This window comes from Listeria innocua (assembly GCF_028596125.1).
Classification (GTDB): domain Bacteria; phylum Bacillota; class Bacilli; order Lactobacillales; family Listeriaceae; genus Listeria; species Listeria innocua.
In genome coordinates, this window is the sequence record NZ_CP117229.1 from 356,114 (window position 1) to 375,206 (window position 19,093).

General features: G+C 38.0%; 21 protein-coding genes. 18 read left to right on the forward strand and 3 right to left on the reverse strand.

The genetic code is table 11. From position 1 onward, the window contains the following. Positions 1–15 precede the first annotated feature (15 nt). The 7 genes from PQQ29_RS02280 to PQQ29_RS02310 all read left to right on the forward strand — a co-directional run bounded on the left by PQQ29_RS02280 (position 16) and on the right by PQQ29_RS02310 (position 6,786). A complete protein-coding gene (locus tag PQQ29_RS02280; protein WP_153648810.1) occupies positions 16–963 on the forward strand; it encodes a helix-turn-helix transcriptional regulator in 948 nt (315 codons plus the stop codon). Between the two features lie 128 nt (positions 964–1,091). Then, positions 1,092–2,576, forward strand: coding sequence for an FTR1 family iron permease (locus PQQ29_RS02285; protein ID WP_153648417.1), 1,485 nt, complete (start codon positions 1,092–1,094; stop codon positions 2,574–2,576). Beyond that, a complete protein-coding gene (gene efeO / locus PQQ29_RS02290) occupies positions 2,573–3,733 on the forward strand; it encodes an iron uptake system protein EfeO (RefSeq protein ID WP_010990373.1) in 1,161 nt (386 codons plus the stop codon). Before PQQ29_RS02285 ends, efeO begins: the two co-directional genes overlap by 4 nt. A gap of 17 nt (positions 3,734–3,750) precedes the next feature. Then, on the forward strand, positions 3,751–5,016 hold the full coding sequence (efeB, locus tag PQQ29_RS02295; protein WP_010990374.1) for an iron uptake transporter deferrochelatase/peroxidase subunit: 1,266 nt from the start codon (positions 3,751–3,753) through the stop codon (positions 5,014–5,016). Positions 5,017–5,088: 72 nt separating this feature from the next. Further along, positions 5,089–5,598 (forward strand): NUDIX hydrolase, encoded by a 510-nt coding sequence (locus PQQ29_RS02300; protein WP_187983976.1) that lies wholly within the window; start codon positions 5,089–5,091, stop codon positions 5,596–5,598. Positions 5,599–5,694: 96 nt separating this feature from the next. Next, the gene (locus PQQ29_RS02305; protein ID WP_003723220.1) at positions 5,695–6,414 is read left to right on the forward strand and encodes a YebC/PmpR family DNA-binding transcriptional regulator; all 720 of its coding nucleotides are present in this window, start codon (positions 5,695–5,697) and stop codon (positions 6,412–6,414) included. Between the two features lie 36 nt (positions 6,415–6,450). Next, complete coding sequence (locus tag PQQ29_RS02310) at positions 6,451–6,786, forward strand: zinc ribbon domain-containing protein YjdM (RefSeq protein WP_003760313.1); 336 nt, start codon at positions 6,451–6,453, stop codon at positions 6,784–6,786. Positions 6,787–6,825: 39 nt separating this feature from the next. Here PQQ29_RS02310 and PQQ29_RS02315 read toward each other — a convergent pair whose 3' ends face one another. After that, on the reverse strand, positions 6,826–7,539 hold the full coding sequence (locus PQQ29_RS02315; protein ID WP_010990376.1) for a GntR family transcriptional regulator: 714 nt from the start codon (positions 7,537–7,539) through the stop codon (positions 6,826–6,828). A gap of 156 nt (positions 7,540–7,695) precedes the next feature. On the opposite strand from PQQ29_RS02315, the gene PQQ29_RS02320 reads away from it, so the two are divergent. The 4 genes from PQQ29_RS02320 to PQQ29_RS02335 all read left to right on the forward strand — a co-directional run bounded on the left by PQQ29_RS02320 (position 7,696) and on the right by PQQ29_RS02335 (position 11,066). Beyond that, positions 7,696–9,138, forward strand: coding sequence for a glycoside hydrolase family 1 protein (locus tag PQQ29_RS02320; protein WP_003770325.1), 1,443 nt, complete (start codon positions 7,696–7,698; stop codon positions 9,136–9,138). Continuing rightward, positions 9,131–10,465: a PTS sugar transporter subunit IIC gene (locus tag PQQ29_RS02325; RefSeq protein ID WP_003760326.1), complete on the forward strand. Its 1,335-nt coding sequence runs from the start codon at positions 9,131–9,133 to the stop codon at positions 10,463–10,465. Before PQQ29_RS02320 ends, PQQ29_RS02325 begins: the two co-directional genes overlap by 8 nt. Positions 10,466–10,482: 17 nt before the next feature. Next, entirely contained in the window at positions 10,483–10,785 is a 303-nt protein-coding gene (locus PQQ29_RS02330) for a PTS sugar transporter subunit IIB (protein ID WP_187983977.1), read from the forward strand. Positions 10,786–10,871: 86 nt separating this feature from the next. Then, positions 10,872–11,066 carry a hypothetical protein gene (locus PQQ29_RS02335; protein ID WP_003724301.1) on the forward strand — a complete coding sequence of 65 codons (195 nt, stop codon included), beginning with the start codon at positions 10,872–10,874 and terminating at the stop codon, positions 11,064–11,066. A 38-nt stretch (positions 11,067–11,104) separates the two neighbouring features. Here the strand turns inward: PQQ29_RS02335 and PQQ29_RS02340 are convergent, their stop codons facing one another. Then, complete coding sequence (locus tag PQQ29_RS02340) at positions 11,105–12,025, reverse strand: helix-turn-helix transcriptional regulator (protein WP_187983978.1); 921 nt, start codon at positions 12,023–12,025, stop codon at positions 11,105–11,107. 100 nt (positions 12,026–12,125) lie between these two features. Between PQQ29_RS02340 and PQQ29_RS02345 the strand changes: the two genes are divergently transcribed. The 5 genes from PQQ29_RS02345 to PQQ29_RS02365 all read left to right on the forward strand — a co-directional run bounded on the left by PQQ29_RS02345 (position 12,126) and on the right by PQQ29_RS02365 (position 15,793). Beyond that, positions 12,126–12,545, forward strand: a complete 420-nt coding sequence (locus PQQ29_RS02345; RefSeq protein ID WP_003760332.1) for an effector binding domain-containing protein — start codon at positions 12,126–12,128, stop codon at positions 12,543–12,545. 259 nt (positions 12,546–12,804) lie between these two features. Beyond that, complete coding sequence (locus PQQ29_RS02350) at positions 12,805–13,056, forward strand: hypothetical protein (RefSeq protein WP_041918357.1); 252 nt, start codon at positions 12,805–12,807, stop codon at positions 13,054–13,056. 3 nt (positions 13,057–13,059) lie between these two features. Next, a complete protein-coding gene (locus PQQ29_RS02355; RefSeq protein ID WP_228463635.1) occupies positions 13,060–13,431 on the forward strand; it encodes a hypothetical protein in 372 nt (123 codons plus the stop codon). Continuing rightward, positions 13,422–15,032 (forward strand): T7SS effector LXG polymorphic toxin, encoded by a 1,611-nt coding sequence (locus PQQ29_RS02360; RefSeq protein ID WP_010990381.1) that lies wholly within the window; start codon positions 13,422–13,424, stop codon positions 15,030–15,032. The genes PQQ29_RS02355 and PQQ29_RS02360 overlap by 10 nt, the downstream gene beginning before the upstream one ends. A 5-nt stretch (positions 15,033–15,037) precedes the next feature. After that, on the forward strand, positions 15,038–15,793 hold the full coding sequence (locus tag PQQ29_RS02365; protein WP_149021274.1) for a hypothetical protein: 756 nt from the start codon (positions 15,038–15,040) through the stop codon (positions 15,791–15,793). 40 nt (positions 15,794–15,833) lie between these two features. Here PQQ29_RS02365 and PQQ29_RS02370 read toward each other — a convergent pair whose 3' ends face one another. Next, positions 15,834–16,595: a DeoR/GlpR family DNA-binding transcription regulator gene (locus PQQ29_RS02370; RefSeq protein ID WP_010990383.1), complete on the reverse strand. Its 762-nt coding sequence runs from the start codon at positions 16,593–16,595 to the stop codon at positions 15,834–15,836. A 195-nt stretch (positions 16,596–16,790) separates the two neighbouring features. Between PQQ29_RS02370 and iolA the strand changes: the two genes are divergently transcribed. Together iolA and iolB are read left to right on the forward strand one after the other, a co-directional pair. Continuing rightward, positions 16,791–18,257 (forward strand): methylmalonate-semialdehyde dehydrogenase, encoded by a 1,467-nt coding sequence (iolA, locus tag PQQ29_RS02375; protein ID WP_010990384.1) that lies wholly within the window; start codon positions 16,791–16,793, stop codon positions 18,255–18,257. Between the two features lie 11 nt (positions 18,258–18,268). Beyond that, positions 18,269–19,090, forward strand: coding sequence for a 5-deoxy-glucuronate isomerase (gene iolB / locus PQQ29_RS02380; protein WP_187983979.1), 822 nt, complete (start codon positions 18,269–18,271; stop codon positions 19,088–19,090). Positions 19,091–19,093: the final 3 nt, after the last annotated feature.

The window sequence follows — 19,093 nt, forward strand, 5'->3', positions numbered from 1 at the left end:
AGAAAAGAGATGGCGATGAATAAATCAGAACGACTAAATGATATGATGTTGTTTTTAAATGATAAAAATACGTTTCAATTAAGCGAGATAATGGCAAAATATGGCGTTTCTCGTAGTACTGCCATTCGAGATATAAAGTCTTTGGAAGAAATAGGTATGCCGATATATTCGGAACGGGGACGAAATGGTCATTATCAGGTGCTTCGTAACAGGCTACTTTCACCGATTGTCTTTAATATCGATGAGGTATTTGCGCTTTATTTTTCGATGCTTACGTTAAAGGCTTATGAAACGACACCTTTTCATTTAAGTGTGGAAAAATTAAAAACGAAATTTGAACATTGTCTTTCAGCTGAAAAAATCGAAATGCTTCGAAAAACAGAAGAAGTATTTAGTCTCGGCTATATAAAGCATAATAATCAATGTGAATTTCTAGATATTATTTTGCAATTTACGATGGAAGAGAAAGTGTGTCAGATTAATTATGATAAAAATGGGACTGAAAAAACGTATATTGTTCAATTTTATAATATATCTTCGGCGTACGGGCAATGGTATGTGACGAGTTATAACTTCGAAACGAAACGGATGCAGGTATTTCGTTGTGATAGAATTCTTGGGCTAAAAGAAAGTGATGCTTTTGAAGCCAAAAAATTAGTGGATTTTAAAAGAGCAGCCGAAAATTTTTATAAGAAAGAAGATGCAACTAATTTTGAAGTGGAAATTGCTTCAAATGGTGTTGATTTATTTTTTAAAGAAAATTATCCATCAATGAAGCTTCGACAAGAGCAAGGGAAAAATTTTATTCGTGGCTATTATAATAAAGGAGAAGAACGATTTATTATTAATTATTTACTAGGTTATGGCGATAAAATAATAGCCATTCAGCCAGATTCATTACGCGAAATGCTACTAAATGAGCTTGGTTCCTTGCAAAATCACTTTTTAAAATTATCGTTATAAAAAACTTCGATTCCATTATCGGAGTTTTTTTATTTGGATGAAAACATGAAAAAATTTATTGACTTTTTTGAACATGGAGAATATGATAATGATAATCATTTTCAATTAGAAAGAGGGGTGGGTTGTGTATGGGGCAAAAGCTTCTAGGCCGATTTATGTTGCTATTAAGCGTTTTAGCAGTGGTTTTGACTATCAATTTTAGTGAAACCTTTGCTGCAGAAAAACCGAATATTGATAAACCCGTCAAAGCATTAGAGCAAACTGAAACGGCAGTGGAAGCCCTTGATTATCCTAAAGCGAAGGAAGCTTTTCAAGAAGATAAATTATGGTGGTCAGAAAATAAACAAGTTGTTAAAGAAAAATCATATGACTTGGCAGGACAAATTGATCGGCAAATTGCGGAAATATCGCTTGGGATTTTAAATAATGATAAACAGCAAGCGATGGATGGGATCACTTCACTTCATAATTTGCTCAAGACCTATCAAGAGGGTACATATACGGATAACGAAGGCAATACAAACATTACTCTATCAAGCTATATTGCAAAACTGACTGCGACAAAGAAGCTGATAGATGAGAAAGAATGGGCAAAAGCATCAACCCAAATTCAAGACTTAAAAACAGAGTGGCTTGCGGTGGAAGGTGATGTGGTCAGTCAATCGCAAGCAGCTTACGATAATACCGAGCGCGATTTAATGTTGCTTGATGCGTATATTAATGATCCTACTAAACAAGCCAAAACAGCAGATGTTCTAGATGGGATGACGGAGGAGTTAAAACCTTTTGCAGATGTGACTTACACTTGGTTCGATGCTGCGCTAATTCCATTTCGAGAAGGACTTGAAGCACTTTTGATTATCGCGACACTTCTTACTTATACAAAAAGAACGAAGACACGCGCGGCGAAAAGATGGATTATCGGCGGGACTGCAGCTGGTTTGGTGGTTAGTTTGGCGCTTGGCATGGTCGTGGCGTTTTGGCTATCAGCGCTTGCCTTTGGAGATAATAATAATTTAATTAATGGTTGGGCTGGGCTGATTGCGAGTATTATGATGCTCTATGTCAGCTACTGGTTACATCGAAATTCAGATATTACTCGTTGGAATAACTACATGGAAGGAAAAAGTAATCAAGCACTCTCCAATGGAAAAATGATTTCCTTTGCATTTTTAGCATTTTTAGCGATTTTGCGGGAAGGTTTAGAAACGGTTGTTTTTCTAATTGGCATGGTTGGGCGGATGTCGAATTTTGAGCTGTTAATGGGAATTTTGGCGGGACTTGGTGTGTTGCTTATTATTGCTTTTGTGATGTTGCGATATAGCGTACATATTCCTGTGAAGCCATTCTTTATGATTTCTAGCGCGATTGTGTTTTACTTATGCTTTAAATTTATGGGGTCAGGAATTCACAGTTTGCAACTTGCTGGAGTCATTCCAACATCAGTAGAAGATTACTTGCCATCTATTCCAGCGCTAAGTATTTACCCATCTTGGTATAGCTTTTTACCACAAGTATTACTCGTTATTTTTGGATTAATTATTTTAATAAAACAAAAAATTAAAAAAAGAGCGGATTCTAAAAAGGAATTCGCACAAGGGGGAAAATCATGAAAAAATGGATTATTGTTATGTTGACTATTTTAACAGCAGTATTGGTTGTTGGTTGCGGTGGAACAGGTACAGAAGATAAGGCAGAAACAAAAAAGGAAACAACAAAAGAAAGTAAACAAGCAAATGCGGTCAAAAAAGAAGTAAAAGAAATGAAATCAAACTTGGATGACGTGAAAAAAGCCATTGCGGACAAAGACAAGAGCGCGCTTCAATCTAGTGCAGCTGAACTACATAAACATTGGTTAGAATTTGAAAACAACGTCCGTGACTTGTATCCATTACAATATACAGATGTCGAAAAATATGAAACACCAATTTTCTATGAATCAAAAAATGATAGCCCGAATTTTGATAAATTAAATGACAATGCGACTGGACTTGACGCATCGCTAGATACACTTGCAAAAGCCAAAGAAACAAAAGCAAAAACTTCCGAAGTGCTTGATAAAGCGGTAGATAATTATTATAAATACGTAACAGATCAAGTAGATGAATTCGTTGCACAAACTGAAATCTTCACGAATGCTGTGAAATCTGGTGATATTGAAAAAGCAAAAGCTACCTATGTTTCGCCACGCTTGAATTATGAACGCATTGAACCAATTGCAGAAAGCTTTGGCGACCTAGATCCAAAAATCGATGCACGTATTAACGATGTGGAAAATGAAGCAGACTGGACTGGTTTCCACGTTATTGAACGCGCGCTTTGGGAAAAGAAATCACTTGATGGCATGGACGTTTACGCAGATAAACTTTTAACAGATGCAAAGGCGCTTCAAGCGGAAGTGAAAAACTTGAAATTAGAGCCAAAACCAATGGTCGCAGGTGCGATGGAATTACTGAATGAAGCCGCAACAACGAAGATTACTGGGGAAGAAGAAGCGTACTCTCACACGGATTTAGACGATTTAAATGCGAATGTGGAAGGTTCAAAAGTAGTCTACCAAGCGATTATTCCAGCTTTAAATGCTCAAGATAAAGACTTAGCTGACCAAATTGATGCAGCTTTCAACAAAATGGAAGACACATTAGCGAACTACAAAAATGGTGATTCATTCGTACTCTATACAACGCTTACGAAAGACCAAATTCGTGAAATCAGTGACCAATTGAGCCATCTTTCCGAATTAATGGCACAAACAGGTAAAATTTTCTAAGCATAGAAAGGAAAACGATGACAGATAAGAAGAGCGATAATCAAACGGAAAAGACAGAAGTCAAGGAAAACAAAGGAATGACTCGGCGTGAAATGCTAAAACTTTCTGCTGTAGCTGGGACCGGTATTGCCGTTGGGGCAACTGGTCTTGGCACGATTTTAAATGTGGTGGATCATGTGGATAAGGCGCTCACTCCGAAAGAAAAAGCGGAAACAGGTGTACCGTTTTATGCGACAAATCAAGCGGGAATTATTACTGCGCAACAAACCTATTGTTACATCGCCAGTTTTGATATTCAAACCGATTCACGTCAAATTTTGAAAGATTTATTTGGAAAATGGACAAAATTTGCGGATTTAACGGCAAGTGGCGGGGTTCTGCGCGATGTGGATAATGACATGTTACCGCCGAACGATACCGGGGAAGCTGATGGGTTAGGAATTTCTAACTTCACAGTGACACTAGGTTATGGTCCGACTTTTTTTGAAAAAGATGGCAAAGATCGATTTGGTGTAAGGGCGAAAAAGCCGAAGTATCTAGAAAAAATTCCACATATGGCGCATGATAGTTTGGATGAAGCTTATTCTGATGGTGATCTTTGTATCCAAGTGTGCGCTGATGATCAGCAAGTCGCTTTCCACGGAATTCGTAATTTTATTCGTTTAGCGAGCGGTGTTGCTGTAGTTCGCTGGATTGAAGAAGGTTTCCTGAGTGCGCCAAAAAACGAGACGCCACGCAATCTATTTGGCTTTAAAGATGGAACAGCAAACGTTGACCATGACTCAAACAAAGGCTACAAAGACGTCGTTTGGGCAGAAAATGATGAACCAGAATGGATGCGAAACGGCAGCTATCTTGGCTACCGCAAAATCCAAATGCTCATCGAAATCTGGGATCGTTCATCCCTACTTGATCAAGAAGACACTTTTGGTCGGAAAAAAGCATCTGGTGCACCGTATCATAAAAAACATGAACACGATAAAGTCGACCCAAGCAAACTGCCAGCTGATTCACACGTACGCCTAGCCAAAGACACGAAGCAACAAATGCACCGTCGCGCGTATTCGTACACAAACGGTATTGATAAAAGCACGGGAACGATTGATGCTGGATTGCTATTCATCTGCTTCACCCAAAATCCGTCCAAACAATTTCTGCCAATGCTAAGTATCATGGGGAAAATGGATAAATTAAACGAATATACTGTCCCAATTGGAAGCGCGATGTTTGCTTGCCAAGGCGGACTTGCTCCGGGAGAAATTTTTGGAGAAAAACTACTGTAGTCTAAGGTTCGCGAGCCTTAGACTTTTTTTGTATAATGAAGGTAAGTCAGTGATTAGAAGGAGCCGATTTTAGTGGAGGAATGGGATTTACTAAATGAGAATCGTGAACTAACAAGGAAAACACATATCCGCGGTGAAAAACTAGCACCCGGAGAGCTTCATTTGGTTGTTCACGTATGTATTTTTAACGAAAAAGGGCAACTTTTAATCCAAAAGCGTCAAAAAGATAAAGAAGGTTGGCCGAATTATTGGGATCTTTCTGCGGCCGGATCTGCACTAAAAGGCGAAACAAGTCGACAAGCTGCTGAACGAGAAGTGAAAGAAGAACTAGGCATGACAATTGATTTAAGTAACACCCGTGCCAAATTCAGTTACCATTTTGAGGCAGGATTTGATGATTATTGGTTTATTACGAAAGACGTTGAACTAAGCGATTTAACATTACAAACAGAAGAAGTAGCAGATGTCCGTTTTGTCGCCAATGAAGAGTTAGAAGCATTAAGAAGTTCGGGCGAATTCATTCCTTATTTCTTTTTAAATCAACTTTTTGAACTTAAAAACGCCACAACTATTCACTTTTAACGAATATAGCTAAATTTCCACTTAACAAATTCGTTTCCTACACTTATAATAGTACAGAGACATGAGAAAAACTCCAATTAGAAAGCGAGTGGTAATATGGGCCGTAAATGGGCAAATATTAAAGAGAAAAAAGCGTCAAAAGATAAAACAAATAGTCGTATCTATGCGAAATTTGGAATTGAAATATATGTAGCGGCTAAATCAGGCGACCCAGATCCACATTCCAACCAAAAATTACGTTTTGTTATTGAACGTGCAAAAACATACAATGTGCCAAAACATATTATTGACCGTGCAATCGAAAAAGCGAAAGGCACTGGTGATGAAACGTATTCAGAACTGCGCTATGAAGGCTTTGGTCCAAACGGCTCGATGATTATCGTTGACGCACTGACAAATAATGTGAATCGTACAGCATCCGATGTTCGCGCAGCTTATAGCAAAAACGGCGGAAACATGGGCGTTAGTGGCTCTGTTGCGTATATGTTTGATAATACAGCTATTTTTGGTGTCGAAGGAAAAGACGCAGATGAGCTATTGGAACTTTTAATGGAAGCGGATATTGATGTTCGTGACATTTTAGACGAAGATGGCCAAGCGATTATTTATGCAGAACCAGAAGATTTCCACAAAGTACAAGAAGGTTTGAAAGCGGCTGGAATTGAAGAATTTACAGTAGCAGAAATCGAAATGATTCCTCAAAACGATATTCAATTATCAGGTGAGGATTTAGAAAAATTCGAGAAACTAATTGATGCTTTAGAAGACTTAGAAGACGTGCAAAAAGTATATCATAACGTCGAATTAGAAGATTAACAGCCAACTATTACAACAATCGGAGGAATTGATAAAATGTCAAAATTACCAAATTGCCCAGAATGTAACTCAGAATATGCCTACGAAGATCGCGGTCTATTAATTTGCCCGGAATGCGGACATGAGTGGAGCGCCGTAGCAGAAGAAGCTACCGAAGAAAAAGTGTTCAAAGACTCAAACGGCAACGTACTAACAGATGGCGATTCTGTCACAGTCATCAAAGATCTTAAAGTAAAAGGCGCATCAAACCCAATCAAAATGGGAACAAAAGTAAAAAATATTCGCCTAGTAGATGGCGACCACGACATTGATTGCAAAATCGACGGCTTCGGCCCAATGAAATTAAAATCAGAATTTGTTAAGAAGATATAAAAAAACAGCGATTCTCTACTTCAGAGAGTCGCTGTTTTTTTAATTCTGCACAAAAACCGTTTCAAACACAAACGATTCATACGTATGGCGTGTAATCGAATATTCAAACACTCGGCCATCTTCCAAATGCGCTAATTTCTCAATTTCCATCATAAAAGTAGGTTCTTCTAAATCGAGGAGTTTACTATCTTCTTGATTCGATTTATCCCCGCGTACCCAAACATGGGCACTCTGCATCTTGAGTTTTAAATCATCACGAATATAATTATAAATCGAATCTTCTAAATGGTGCGGCTCAAGTCCTGGAATAATCGCAAGTGGCATATAAGTATGTTCAATCGAATAGGCTTTATGACCAACTTCTCTCATCCGGATGATTCGGTAAATATAGTCATCCTGCATCTCTAATTTTTCTGCGACTTCTTTCGATGGTTTTTCAATGGAAAATAAAATGACTTTCGATTTAATGTTGTCTTTTCCAAATGTATTTACAAGTCCAGACATTGGCCCTAGCGCGAATTCACCGCCGTTAGTAGAATGAGATTTCACGAAAGTACCAGCCCCGCGGCGTCTAATAATCATGCCTTCTTGTACAAGCATATCCAGTGCTTTTTTGACAGTGAGCTTGCTGCAATCATACGTGCGAGCCATACTATCCCCATCAGGCAATTTCTCGTTAATTTCGTATTTGTTTTGATTGATTTTATCACGGATATCTATGTATATTTCCATGTATTTAGCCATTCCCGACATTTTATTGGCTCCTTTACTGATGTAATAAGCATAGTATACCATATACTTTTACAAAAAGGTATCCCTATGAAGAAAAGTATATATCTTTTAATAAAAGTATTGTTTTTTAAATAAATGTATGCTATATTTATTTTGACAAAAGGGAGGCCATAAAAAATGAAAGAATTATTAACGTTTCCAAAAGATTTTTGGTGGGGCTCTGCGTGGTCTGCGGAACAAGCAGAAGGTCGCGGCGACACTGGTAAGGCAAAAACTGTTTGGGAGCATTGGTTTGAAACAGAACCGAATCGCTTTTACGAAGGTGTAGGTTCAGAAATTACAACAGATCATTTTAATCGGTATAAAGAAGACGTACAGTGGATGAAGAAAACAGGACATAATTCGTTCCGGATTTCGATTTCATGGGCGCGAATGTTTCCAAATGATGGTGTTGGTGAAGTGAACCAGAAAGCTATTGCGTTTTATCGTGATTTACTTACTGAAATGAATGAAAACGGTATCAAACCATTTGCGAATTTATATCATTTCGATATGCCCGTTGCACTTCAAGACGCTGGGGGCTGGGAATCAAGGGAAGTTGTTGATGCTTATGTCCATTTTGCGGATACTTGTTTTAAAGAATTTGGCGATTTAGTTTATCACTGGTTTACATTTAACGAACCACTTGGACCGATTCTTGGCGGTTATTTAGAAGATTTCCATTATCCGAATCAAATCGACTTCAAACGCGGCGCACAAGCTGGTTTTAACACGATTTTGGCACATGCTTTAGCTATTAAAGCTTTCAAAAAATTAAATTTGTCATCCAAAATCGGCGTTATTTTAAACCTTAGTCCGACTTATCCGCGTAGCCAAAACGAATACGATTTAGAAGCTGCAGAAATCTGTGATGCTTTTTATACGAGAAGTTTCTTGGATCCAATGGTTAAAGGAACTTTCCCAGAAAAATTAGTAGAAATCATGCGCGAATACGATCAAATGCCGGAATATACGGAAGAAGATTTGACGATTATTAAAGAAAATACGGCGCAAATTCTTGGCCTAAATTACTATGAACCAAGACGCGTCAAAGCCCGTTTAACGGCGATTAATGAAAAAAGTCCGTTTTTACCAGATTGGTTTTTTGAACCGCACAATATGCCAGGTAAACGAATGAATATTTATCGCGGTTGGGAAATTTATGAACGTGGAATTTATGATTTATGTATTGATATTCGCGATAATTACGGCAATATCGAATCATTTATTTCTGAAAATGGTATGGGAGTGGCAAATGAAGAGCGTTTCTTAAATGAAGAAGGACAAATTCAAGATGATTACCGGATCCAATTTGTTAAAGATCATTTGGCGTATGTACATCAAGCGATTGCAGAAGGTTGCGATATTAAGGGGTATCACCTGTGGACTTTCATTGATTGTTGGTCGTGGATTAACGCATATAAAAACCGTTACGGACTCGTTTCACTTGATGTCGAAACTGGCAAACGCACAATGAAGAAAAGTGGCGAATTTTATAAAAAAATGAGCGATATGAACGGTTTTGAATATGAAACAAGCAAACTAGTTGGGACGAAAAGGGAGGAAACAACTAATGGCTGAAACGAAAAAGAAGTCGATTGTTAATGGTTTTATTAATGTAGCACAACGTCTTGGTGGTCAGATTCATTTGCGTTCATTGCGTGATGCTTTTGCGAGTATTATGCCGTTCATGATTTTAGCTGGTTTTGTCACACTGATTAACTATGTTATTTTAGAACCGACTGGCTTTATGGGCAAAATTGTTAACCCAGATACACTTAAAACATGGCAAGAGATTGGTATTTCAATCGGAAATGGTACCTTGAGTGTTATTACGCTTTTAGTCACTGTGGCGATTTCATATCATTTATGTTTGAATCGTGGCTATAAAAACGTCATTGCTCCAATTCTTGTTGCCTTATCTTCATTTATCGTCGTAACACCGATTGCGATGACGTTCCTTCCAGAAGGCGCATCAAAATCAATCGAAGTACCGAACGTTATCCCAGTTAGTTATACTGGTGCGTCAGGTATGTTCGTCGGTATTATCGTTGGCTTAATTGCAACCGATTTATTCATTAAATTATCGAAAAACAAACGTATGCAAATCAATTTAACAGGAAATATTCCACCGGCAGTTATTAAATCATTTAACGTGTTAATTCCAATTATGATTACGGTTATTATTTTCTCAGTTGTGTCATTTGCAGTTAATCAAATTTTCAGCATGGACTTTAACACGCTTGTTACAACGATTATCACGAAGCCACTTAGCTATGTGACGACAAGTCTTCCAGGATTCTTGCTAATTACATCCATCGCCAACTTATTCTTCGGCTTAGGGATTCACCAAGCAGTTATTTCTGGTCCGTTACTAGATCCATTTTTACTTCAAAATATGCAAGAGAACATGGTGGCTTATGCTAATCATCAAGAAATTCCGCATATTATTAACATGGCTTTCAAAGATACATTTGCGGTTATGGGTGGCTCAGGAAACACGATTGGCCTACTAATTGCCATTTTCATCTTTGGAAAACGAAAAGACTATAAAGATATTTCCAAACTATCAGCAGCACCGTCGCTATTTAATATTAGTGAACCAATTATCTTTGGTTTACCGATTGTCTTCAACCCATTACTAATTATCCCGTTCGTATTAGCGCCGATTTTCTCTTTAACAACTGCGTATTTTGCGACGGCAGCAGGTTGGATTAATCATGTAGTAGTACAAACCCCGTGGACGACACCGCCGATTATTTCAGGTTTCTTAGCAACTGGTGGGGACTGGCGCGCGTCCGTTCTACAAGTAATTATCATTGTTATAACAGTCTTTATCTATCTACCATTCCTACGCATGGATGAAAAAGTTGCTTTTGCTACAGCTCAAAAAACAGAGGCAAAATAAGAAAGGAAGTCTAACCAATGAAAAACATTTTATTAGTATGTAATGCTGGTATGTCCACAAGTTTCTTAGTAGAAAAAATGAAAGCAGCAGGCGCGGAGCAAGGTATTGAAGCAAATATCTGGGCTGTATCCGACGCTGAACTACACGAAAACTGGGAAAAAGCAGATGTCATTTTGCTTGGACCACAAGTTGGTTATTTAAAAGGAAATACAGAAAAAGTAGTGGAAGGTAAAATTCCGGTCGAAGTAATTAATATGTTAGACTACGGCCGTGTAAACGGAGTAGCAGTGCTTGAGAGAGCAATCGAATTAATCGGTTAAAAAAGTAAGGGAGTGTGGCTTATAGTCGCACTCCTTTTTTATCAGACAAGAAAGTGTTATAATGTGTGAAAAGGAGCGGAATTACTATGAAATATGTAAAATCACAAATGAAAGAGCTTGTAAAAGATAGCGTAGACTTGCAAGAACGCCTTCAAAAGCTAATGAAAGAAATGGACTTAGAAAAAACTTTCGCTTTAAAAGCACTTTATCATTCAGAAGTAGCTGATGGTGGACCGTACCAAACAGCGTATCAAGATTTGGATTATAAATATAAAGATTAACATCAAATGGCTCTGCTAATTGTTTAGCAGAGCCATTTTTAGATATATTTTCCTTGAATTTCTGCTAAATAATCAACAAAACTATCGTAAAAGTCATCACGGTTTTGAATGGTTACATGCGTTCCAAGTTGGAGCAAAAAGCGGTACCCAGCCTCATGATCGGGAAGTGTCACTTTTACTAAAAAATGCTCTTCATCTTGCTGTGAAATTGCAACTGGATCAAAGCGTTCAACGATTTGTTCACGAGCTATTTTATCTACAATTAAAGTGACTTCATGCATCAAGAACGTGGGTCTATCTGCGGTCATGCCGAACGGTTTTACAACAAAAGGCCGAGCTTCAAAAGTGTCTTCCAGCGTTTTCAGTTCAACAATACGCGACATTTTAAACGTCCGAAAATCGCTACGCTCCAAGCTGTAACCTTGTAAATACCAAGAACGATTCCTAAACAGGAGGTGATACGGCTCAGTTTTACGAACGGTTTGATTGCCGGTTCGATCAATATAGCTGAGTTCCACTAGTTGATGTTTTTTTATCGCTAAATATAAACTTTCGACTTTTGCATTTAACTCTTTTTTCATGGATAAATTGGAGAAATCAAGCGAAATCGAACTTTTGGGTGGTTCGCTGGAATGGTCGAGCATGTTTTTCATTTTTTGGAGCGTTTTTTTAGTTTCTGCGGAAGAAAGTAATTGTTCCATACCGTCTAAGCTGGCGATAATAGCTGTTAAATCATCTGCTGTCAGAAGCTTTTTATCGACTTTGTAGGTAGGCATAATTCCAATGCCACCTTTCGTTCCGGCAATCGTGTAAATCGGGATGTTCGCCATCGAGAGCGTGTCAATATCGCGAAAAATAGTACGTTTAGAGACCTCAAACATCGTAGCCATTTCAGAAGCACTGACTAACTCACGTTGGAGGAGCAGCATGATAATTCCGATGAGTCGCTCGATTTTCATTTTTTTCTCCTTTTTTCGAAATGATGACAGACAGTTGTCATCATTCGCGTGTTATAGTTACATCATATCAAAGTTAAGTAACTTTTTGGAGGGAAATATTATGGCATTTGAAATTGTTGAATTGAAAAAAGAAACATTTACTGGAAACAAAGTAGAAATCCCTGAATTTGATCCACAAAAAGGCTTTGGCCCAATGAGCGAAATCAAAGAATCAGCCTACACAAAATTTGCAAAAAACGAAAAAGACTACGTTGGCATTAACGCAAGTCTTGACGGCTTACAATATTACATCGTGGCAAGCGCGAACGGCGAAAACGGCGACACAACCTTCGACATCCCAGCAGGCAAATACGCAAAATTCGTAACAAGCGAAACAGACCGCCCAGCTCTAGACGCCTTCATCGGCGCAGCATACGGCGAAGTGAGCCAAAGCGACACGGTTGGTATTGCAGGATCGTTTAATTTGGAAGATCTTAGAGAAGCGGATTTTACGCTTTATATTCCGGTTGTTAGTAAGTAAGTTGAGGAGATCTCTTTCGGATGAAAGGGGTCTTTTTTTATTTGTATAATTAAAAGTAAAGTAAAAAAACACACTAAAAATAGTGTTAATTAGTTATATTTTTGATCATAGGTTCACAAATTGCTCACAAAATTAAGGAGCTGCTGATGATATAATATAGTAAATAGTAGATATAATATAAAGTTTCTATATTCAACGTATATTTTTCTAATACTGAAGTCCTTTTTATTAATTAAAGAGAGAAGGAGACATGATTATAATGGAGAAAATAGCTTCCAATACAAATTCGACTGTTGCAGCTGTATCTGGAGTGAAATCAGTTTCTGTAGATAAAGGTGAAAAAATTTCTCTAGAAAAAAGTAACATTTCAAGCATGATGTTTGGAGAAGAAGTTAATAATGAATTGTTGCCTAATTTAATTGATTTAGTCGAGTGTGTACAGACACAAAGTGAAAAATTTCCGAAAATTGCTAAAATGATGGCTCTTAAAGATAGCCAAATCAAATTTTAAGGGATGAAAAAATTGAATGAGAAAACAAATGAACAAAAACGAGCAACATATAATGAATTAATTATCCAAAAAGAAAATCAGATGGATAAGTTGGTAGAAAATCAAAAGGAAATTGAAAAGTCTCTTTACCAATTAGATGAAGATTTTAAAAGAGGTTTTCAGCGATTAAGGTATTTGAATGAGGATAATACTGGGACGGGAAAAAATGAGCACTATCAAGCTCAACAATGGGATGATCATTTGGAGAGTAAGCTTCGACATCAAGTTCAATATGCACAAGAAGAGTTTAATTATTGTTTTCAAAAAGAGATACTTGAAATAGATAATGAGCGAGAAGAATTATTTAAAAAAAGGAGTGAGATTCCTTGGGATTGATTTATTCAAGCCGTGATTCGGAGCAGGTGATAAAAGCACTCTCTAAAAATTTAGCCAGTGGAAAAGATGTAGTTGCACAACTAAAAGAGGGAAGTAAAAAAATTATTCAGGCTGTTGATGGACGAACCTTATCTGGAGCAGCTTATACAGCGGGTAAGGATTTATTTGTAAATCTTGTTTTACCTACAATCGAAAAAGTAACATCAGCTTGTGATGCAATTGAACACGAATTAAACAGGTACCAGTCAACCAACTCAATAGTCTCAGGTGAAGGTTACCTTGACGAAGACATCTTAAAGCAACAAATTGAAGCTAAAAAAGATATGAATACATCAATAGAAAAAACTGTTACCATAATGAATATGATAATGAAGACAAGTTTAATTAGAGCATTATTTGATGCTGCACAAGATTGTAAAAGAGAGCTAAACCAGATGTCGGATGTTCTTCAACAGGATATTGAAGAACTCCAGAAGAAGCTAGAGAAGTTATATGAATTTGATGGACAAACAAAAAACTTATTTACTAGCAGTCTTGATGAAATGAAATTAGCAATGCAAGGTGTTTTGATTTTAAATAATACAACTGTAAATAGCGATGGGAGTTATCAACTTCCTGCTGGAATAGATAAAAGCTGGTTTACAGAATTGAAAAGTGAAAAACAACAAACTGAAATGATAGAGAAGGAAAGGAATGCAGTAATTAAGGAGTTAAATGAGTTATTTGAGAAAAATCCAGCAGTAGCTATTGAAAAAATTAAAAATAATGATCGTTTATTCGGTTACGTAATCGGAGCTTTAGATAAATTCCCTGAAGGACTTCAAAATGCAGCTCTTGGAATCTTTATCGCACAAGAGAGTTGGAATAAACTTCCAAAAGATGTTGCTACAAAAGTTTTAAATAGTGCTAAATTCGCTACATATATCAGTAAGACATCTATCGCCACCCAAGCGATTGTCTATAGTGGATTGATTAAACTAAACGAAAAAGGATGGAATGTCCTTGCTCCAATTGGTTATACAACAAAAGTTCTATCTAAAACCAGCGAGGGAGCAAAAATAATAGCTGGATCTAAAGTGGGATTTGATTTATTTAAGAAATTAGGACCAGTTTCTGATTTTATTAAAACTCATAAAGTGACAGTTGAAGGTATTGGTTATGCTGGAGATGGGTTTAGTATAACTGCCTATGCGTATGATGAATATATAGATCCTAAGAGCCCGGCTTATGGAAACGCAAGTAAGGCTATATATGGAGGTCTTAATTTGTTTATATTAAAAGCTGGACCACTTGAAGGTGCTCAATATGGAGGTTTACCAGGTGCATTATTTGGAACAGTGAATACTGCAGTTCAAGGGATGGAGATTCAAACCCCATTTAAGTGGTTAGGTGATAATGGGAAAATAGGTTGGGATGGACTAATGGGATTTGGTACAGATTCAGATGCAGAAAAATGGCTGGCTGAGCAGTATGAATTATATGATCAAAGAGAAAAAAATCTTAATGAAGGAAATGTTGGTAAGATAAAGGAAGATTGGTTTGGAAAACAAAGTGGCCGTGTAAATGTAACTGATTTTAACAAGGGCCTCCCAAGGTGGTAGAGATGATGAAAAATGTGAGTTATGAAGAAGCACGAGATACAATCAGTTCCAAAGAAATAGAACAGATTAATACAATGAAAGAACATACATCTAGCTATATAGGTAAGATAATGGTGAGTATTTTATTCGCCTTATTACTATGTTTACCAGCAATCAATTATTATCCAATATACCCAGCAGTAGCTTGTATTCTTATAGGTAGCCTGTTAATTAGATATGTTGCGTTACAACCAATTTTCAAAGTAACAAACTATAACTTGGTATTATATTTAGTATGGCAAACTGCTGCAATCTTTTTTATGATTGTTTTTTTACGAGTAGAGGCAGATAGATATCACTTGATTCCGTTAGTTTATATTATTTTGGGCTACGGAGGTTCTATTTTATTAATTCGGGCTCGAGTAAATACATATGTGAAAGAGATATTTGAAACGACAGCTAAATCTGGAAAAAAAGTGTTTTCAAACATAATTACTAAAATTTTAGGAGCTTTTCTGGTTCTTGCTGTAATTGCTGTTTTATTTTATCGTGGAAATAAATGGTGGCTTATGAATATGGATACCGCAGTAGGAAATTCAAGTTTTTTAGAATATGTTGTGTGGGGAATCGGTTTGTTCATTTTGCTTATTGGCTTTACTTTGTTGCCAACATTGCTATTTTCGCCATCTCAATATGTAAAAGCAAGATTGATTGGGAAATATGCAGAGGAATTTCGAAAAGCTTATAGATTTACGGAGAAAGAATGGTACGGAGAAAAATAGCCAAATCAAGAGGCCCCTTTCATATGAAAGGGGCTTTTCACTAAACCAACCTCACCAAAACCCCAACATCCGCACAATACCCCAAACACCCACCAGCCATTTCCTTCGACGTAACCAACCAATCAAATTCCGCCAGCTCCCCGTACGTAAGCAACGCCGATTTATCCACCTTTGTATGATCCACCAGCAAAAATTTCTCCCTGGCTTTTTCCATCATATGGCGCTTAATCTCATACTCCAAAATATCCGAGTTCATCACCCCATGCGTAGTCGAAAGTGCAGTCGCGGCCATGAAAGCTTTTGTAATATTGTATTTCTCAAAAAACCCCCAGTTCTCCACGCCAACAAATGATTTAGTACTCGTTTTAAAAGTCGAGCCAATCACAATTAATTTCACATTATCCATTTCACTCGCAAAATTAATCACATCTAGGCTGTTCGTAATAATAGTAATCTCCTTATCCGTTGGCAGAGCCGCAGCGAGACAGCTAGTCGTTGTCCCGGAATCAATAAAAATCAAATCATTCTCTTCAATAAAATCAGCTGCTGCTTTTCCGATAAGCTGTTTTTCAGCATGATTTTCTGTATCACGATTTTCGAACGGCCGAATTTCTTCAGGATTATTATAAATAGAAACGACACCACCATAGACTTTTTTGATGGTGTTTTTTTGGAGAAGTTTGGCAATGTCGCGACGAATAGTATTTTTAGAAACGTTGAATTGTTTGCATAAATCATCGAGGCTAGCGCTGCCTTTTTCGTGAATTAAATTCTCTATCGCTTGAATGCGTTGTACTTTCATTTGAAATTCATCCTTTGGCAAAAAAATTGTTTTCTCCCCTATTTATAACACATGCTCAAAAGGTAATCAACTATGATTTTTTATGGTGAAGTTAGTGACAAAAATTAAATTGACTCTCCAATTTTATTGGCTTAAGATGGGGTTATAATCGATTGATGGTTAACTTATGAGTAATTTTAAGTGGAGGGATAATTTATGGCAGATGTACGGAAATTAAAGAATTATATTAATGGTGAATGGGTCGAGAGTAAGGCGGACAAATACGAAGATGTCATCAATCCAGCGACGGGCGAAGTGCTGTGCCAAGTGCCAATATCGACGCGCGCGGAATTAGACCAAGCCGCTGTCATTGCCGAACAAGCTTTTGAAAAATGGAGCCAAGTTGCTGTGCCAAGACGTGCACGGGTTCTATTTAGTTTCCAACAGTTACTCATTCAACATAAAGAAGAACTAGCAAGACTGATTACACTCGAAAATGGTAAAAATTTATCTGAGGCACGCGGCGAAGTGCAACGTGGTATTGAAAATGTTGAGTTCGCGGCGGGAGCACCAACACTCATGATGGGTGATTCGCTTGCTTCGATTGCAACAGATGTGGAGGCGGCAAATTATCGCTATCCGGTCGGAGTTGTTGGCGGAATTGCACCATTTAACTTTCCGATGATGGTTCCTTGTTGGATGTTCCCAATGGCTATCGCGCTCGGTAACTCGTTTATTTTAAAACCTTCTGAGCGAACACCGCTTTTAATGGAGAAATTGGTTGAATTATTTTCCGAAGCTGGTCTTCCAAAAGGTGTGTTCAATGTGGTATACGGCGCGCATGATGTGGTTAATGGTATTTTAGAAAACGAAACAATTAAAGCGGTTTCTTTTGTAGGTTCTAAGCCGGTTGGGGAGTATGTCTACAAAACAGGAAGCGCGAACTTGAAACGTGTGCAAGCTTTGACAGGCGCGAAAAACCATACGATTGTGCTTAATGATGCGGATTTAGAAGATACCGTGACGAATGTTATTTCAGCGGCATTTGGATCGGCTGGCGAACGGTGCATGGCGTGTGCGGTTGTTACAGTTGAAGAAGGTATTGCGGACGATTTTCTAGCGGCACTTCGAACAGCGGCGCAGAATGTGAAAATTGGAAACGGGTTAGACGATGGCGTTTTCCTTGGTCCGGTAATTCGCGAAGAAAATCAAAAACGCACAATTGCTTATATTGAAAAAGGCGTGGAAGAAGGGGCGAAATTAACGGTAGATGGTCGTGAAACAGGGCTTTCTGAAGGATATTTTGTTGGACCGACGATTTTGGAAGATGTTACGACGGATATGACAATTTGGAAAGATGAGATTTTTGCACCAGTTTTATCTGTGATTCGTGTGAAAAACCTCCAAGAAGCAGTACGGGTTGCGAATCAATCTGAATTTGCGAATGGCGCTTGTATTTTCACAAATAATGCCAAAGCAATTCGATACTTTAGAGAAAAAATTGATGCTGGAATGCTTGGTGTGAATTTGGGCGTACCTGCTCCGATGGCATTTTTCCCGTTTTCTGGTTGGAAATCGTCCTTTTATGGAACGCTTCATGCTAACGGCAAAGACAGTGTGGATTTTTACACGCATAAGAAAGTTGTCACTGCGAGATATTCATTAAAAGGTTACGAAGAATAGGAGGTGCGGACATGAGCAAACTATTACGAAAACCGTTAAATGAAAGAATAGCGCCTGGCGTTACGCTTGTGCAGGATATTAACCAAGGGAATTCTCCGCTAAGTTATGTTGGGTTTCGCTTGATTGAACTGGAAAAAGGCGCCGTTTATCAGGAGGCTCTTACTGATTTGGAGTGCTGCATTGTCGCGCTTACTGGGAAAATTACAGTGAGTGAGGGTGACGATATTTTTGCGGAGATTGGGACAAGAGCGAACGTCTTTGAAAAAATTCCGACAGATAGCGTGTTTATTTCTGGTGGACGGGCGTTTCAAGTGAAGGCGGACACAGAAAAAGCTCGTGTAGCGCTTTGCTACTCCCCGGCGAATCGAGACTTGCCAACGACACTTATTAAAGCTAGTGATAATTCGATTGAGCAACGCGGAAAATATCAAAATAAACGACTGGTACATAACATTTTGCCAGATGTAAGTGAGGTTGCGAGCAGTTTGTTGGTTGTGGAAGTGTATACGGATGGCGGAAATTTTTCGAGTTATCCGCCGCATAAACATGACCGCGATAATCTGCCAGCAGAGTCGCTTTTGGAAGAAAGTTATTATCATGAAATTAATCCGGAGCAAGGTTTTATTTTTCAACGTGTCTATACGGATGACCGGACGCTTGATGAAACGATGGCTGTGGAGCACCAGAATGCGGTTATTGTTCCAGAGGGCTATCATCCTGTGGGGGTTCCGGACGGATATGATTCTTACTATTTAAACGTGATGGCTGGACCGAAACGGGTTTGGAAATTTCACAATGATCCAGACCATGAATGGATTTTAGAGCGAGACTAAGAG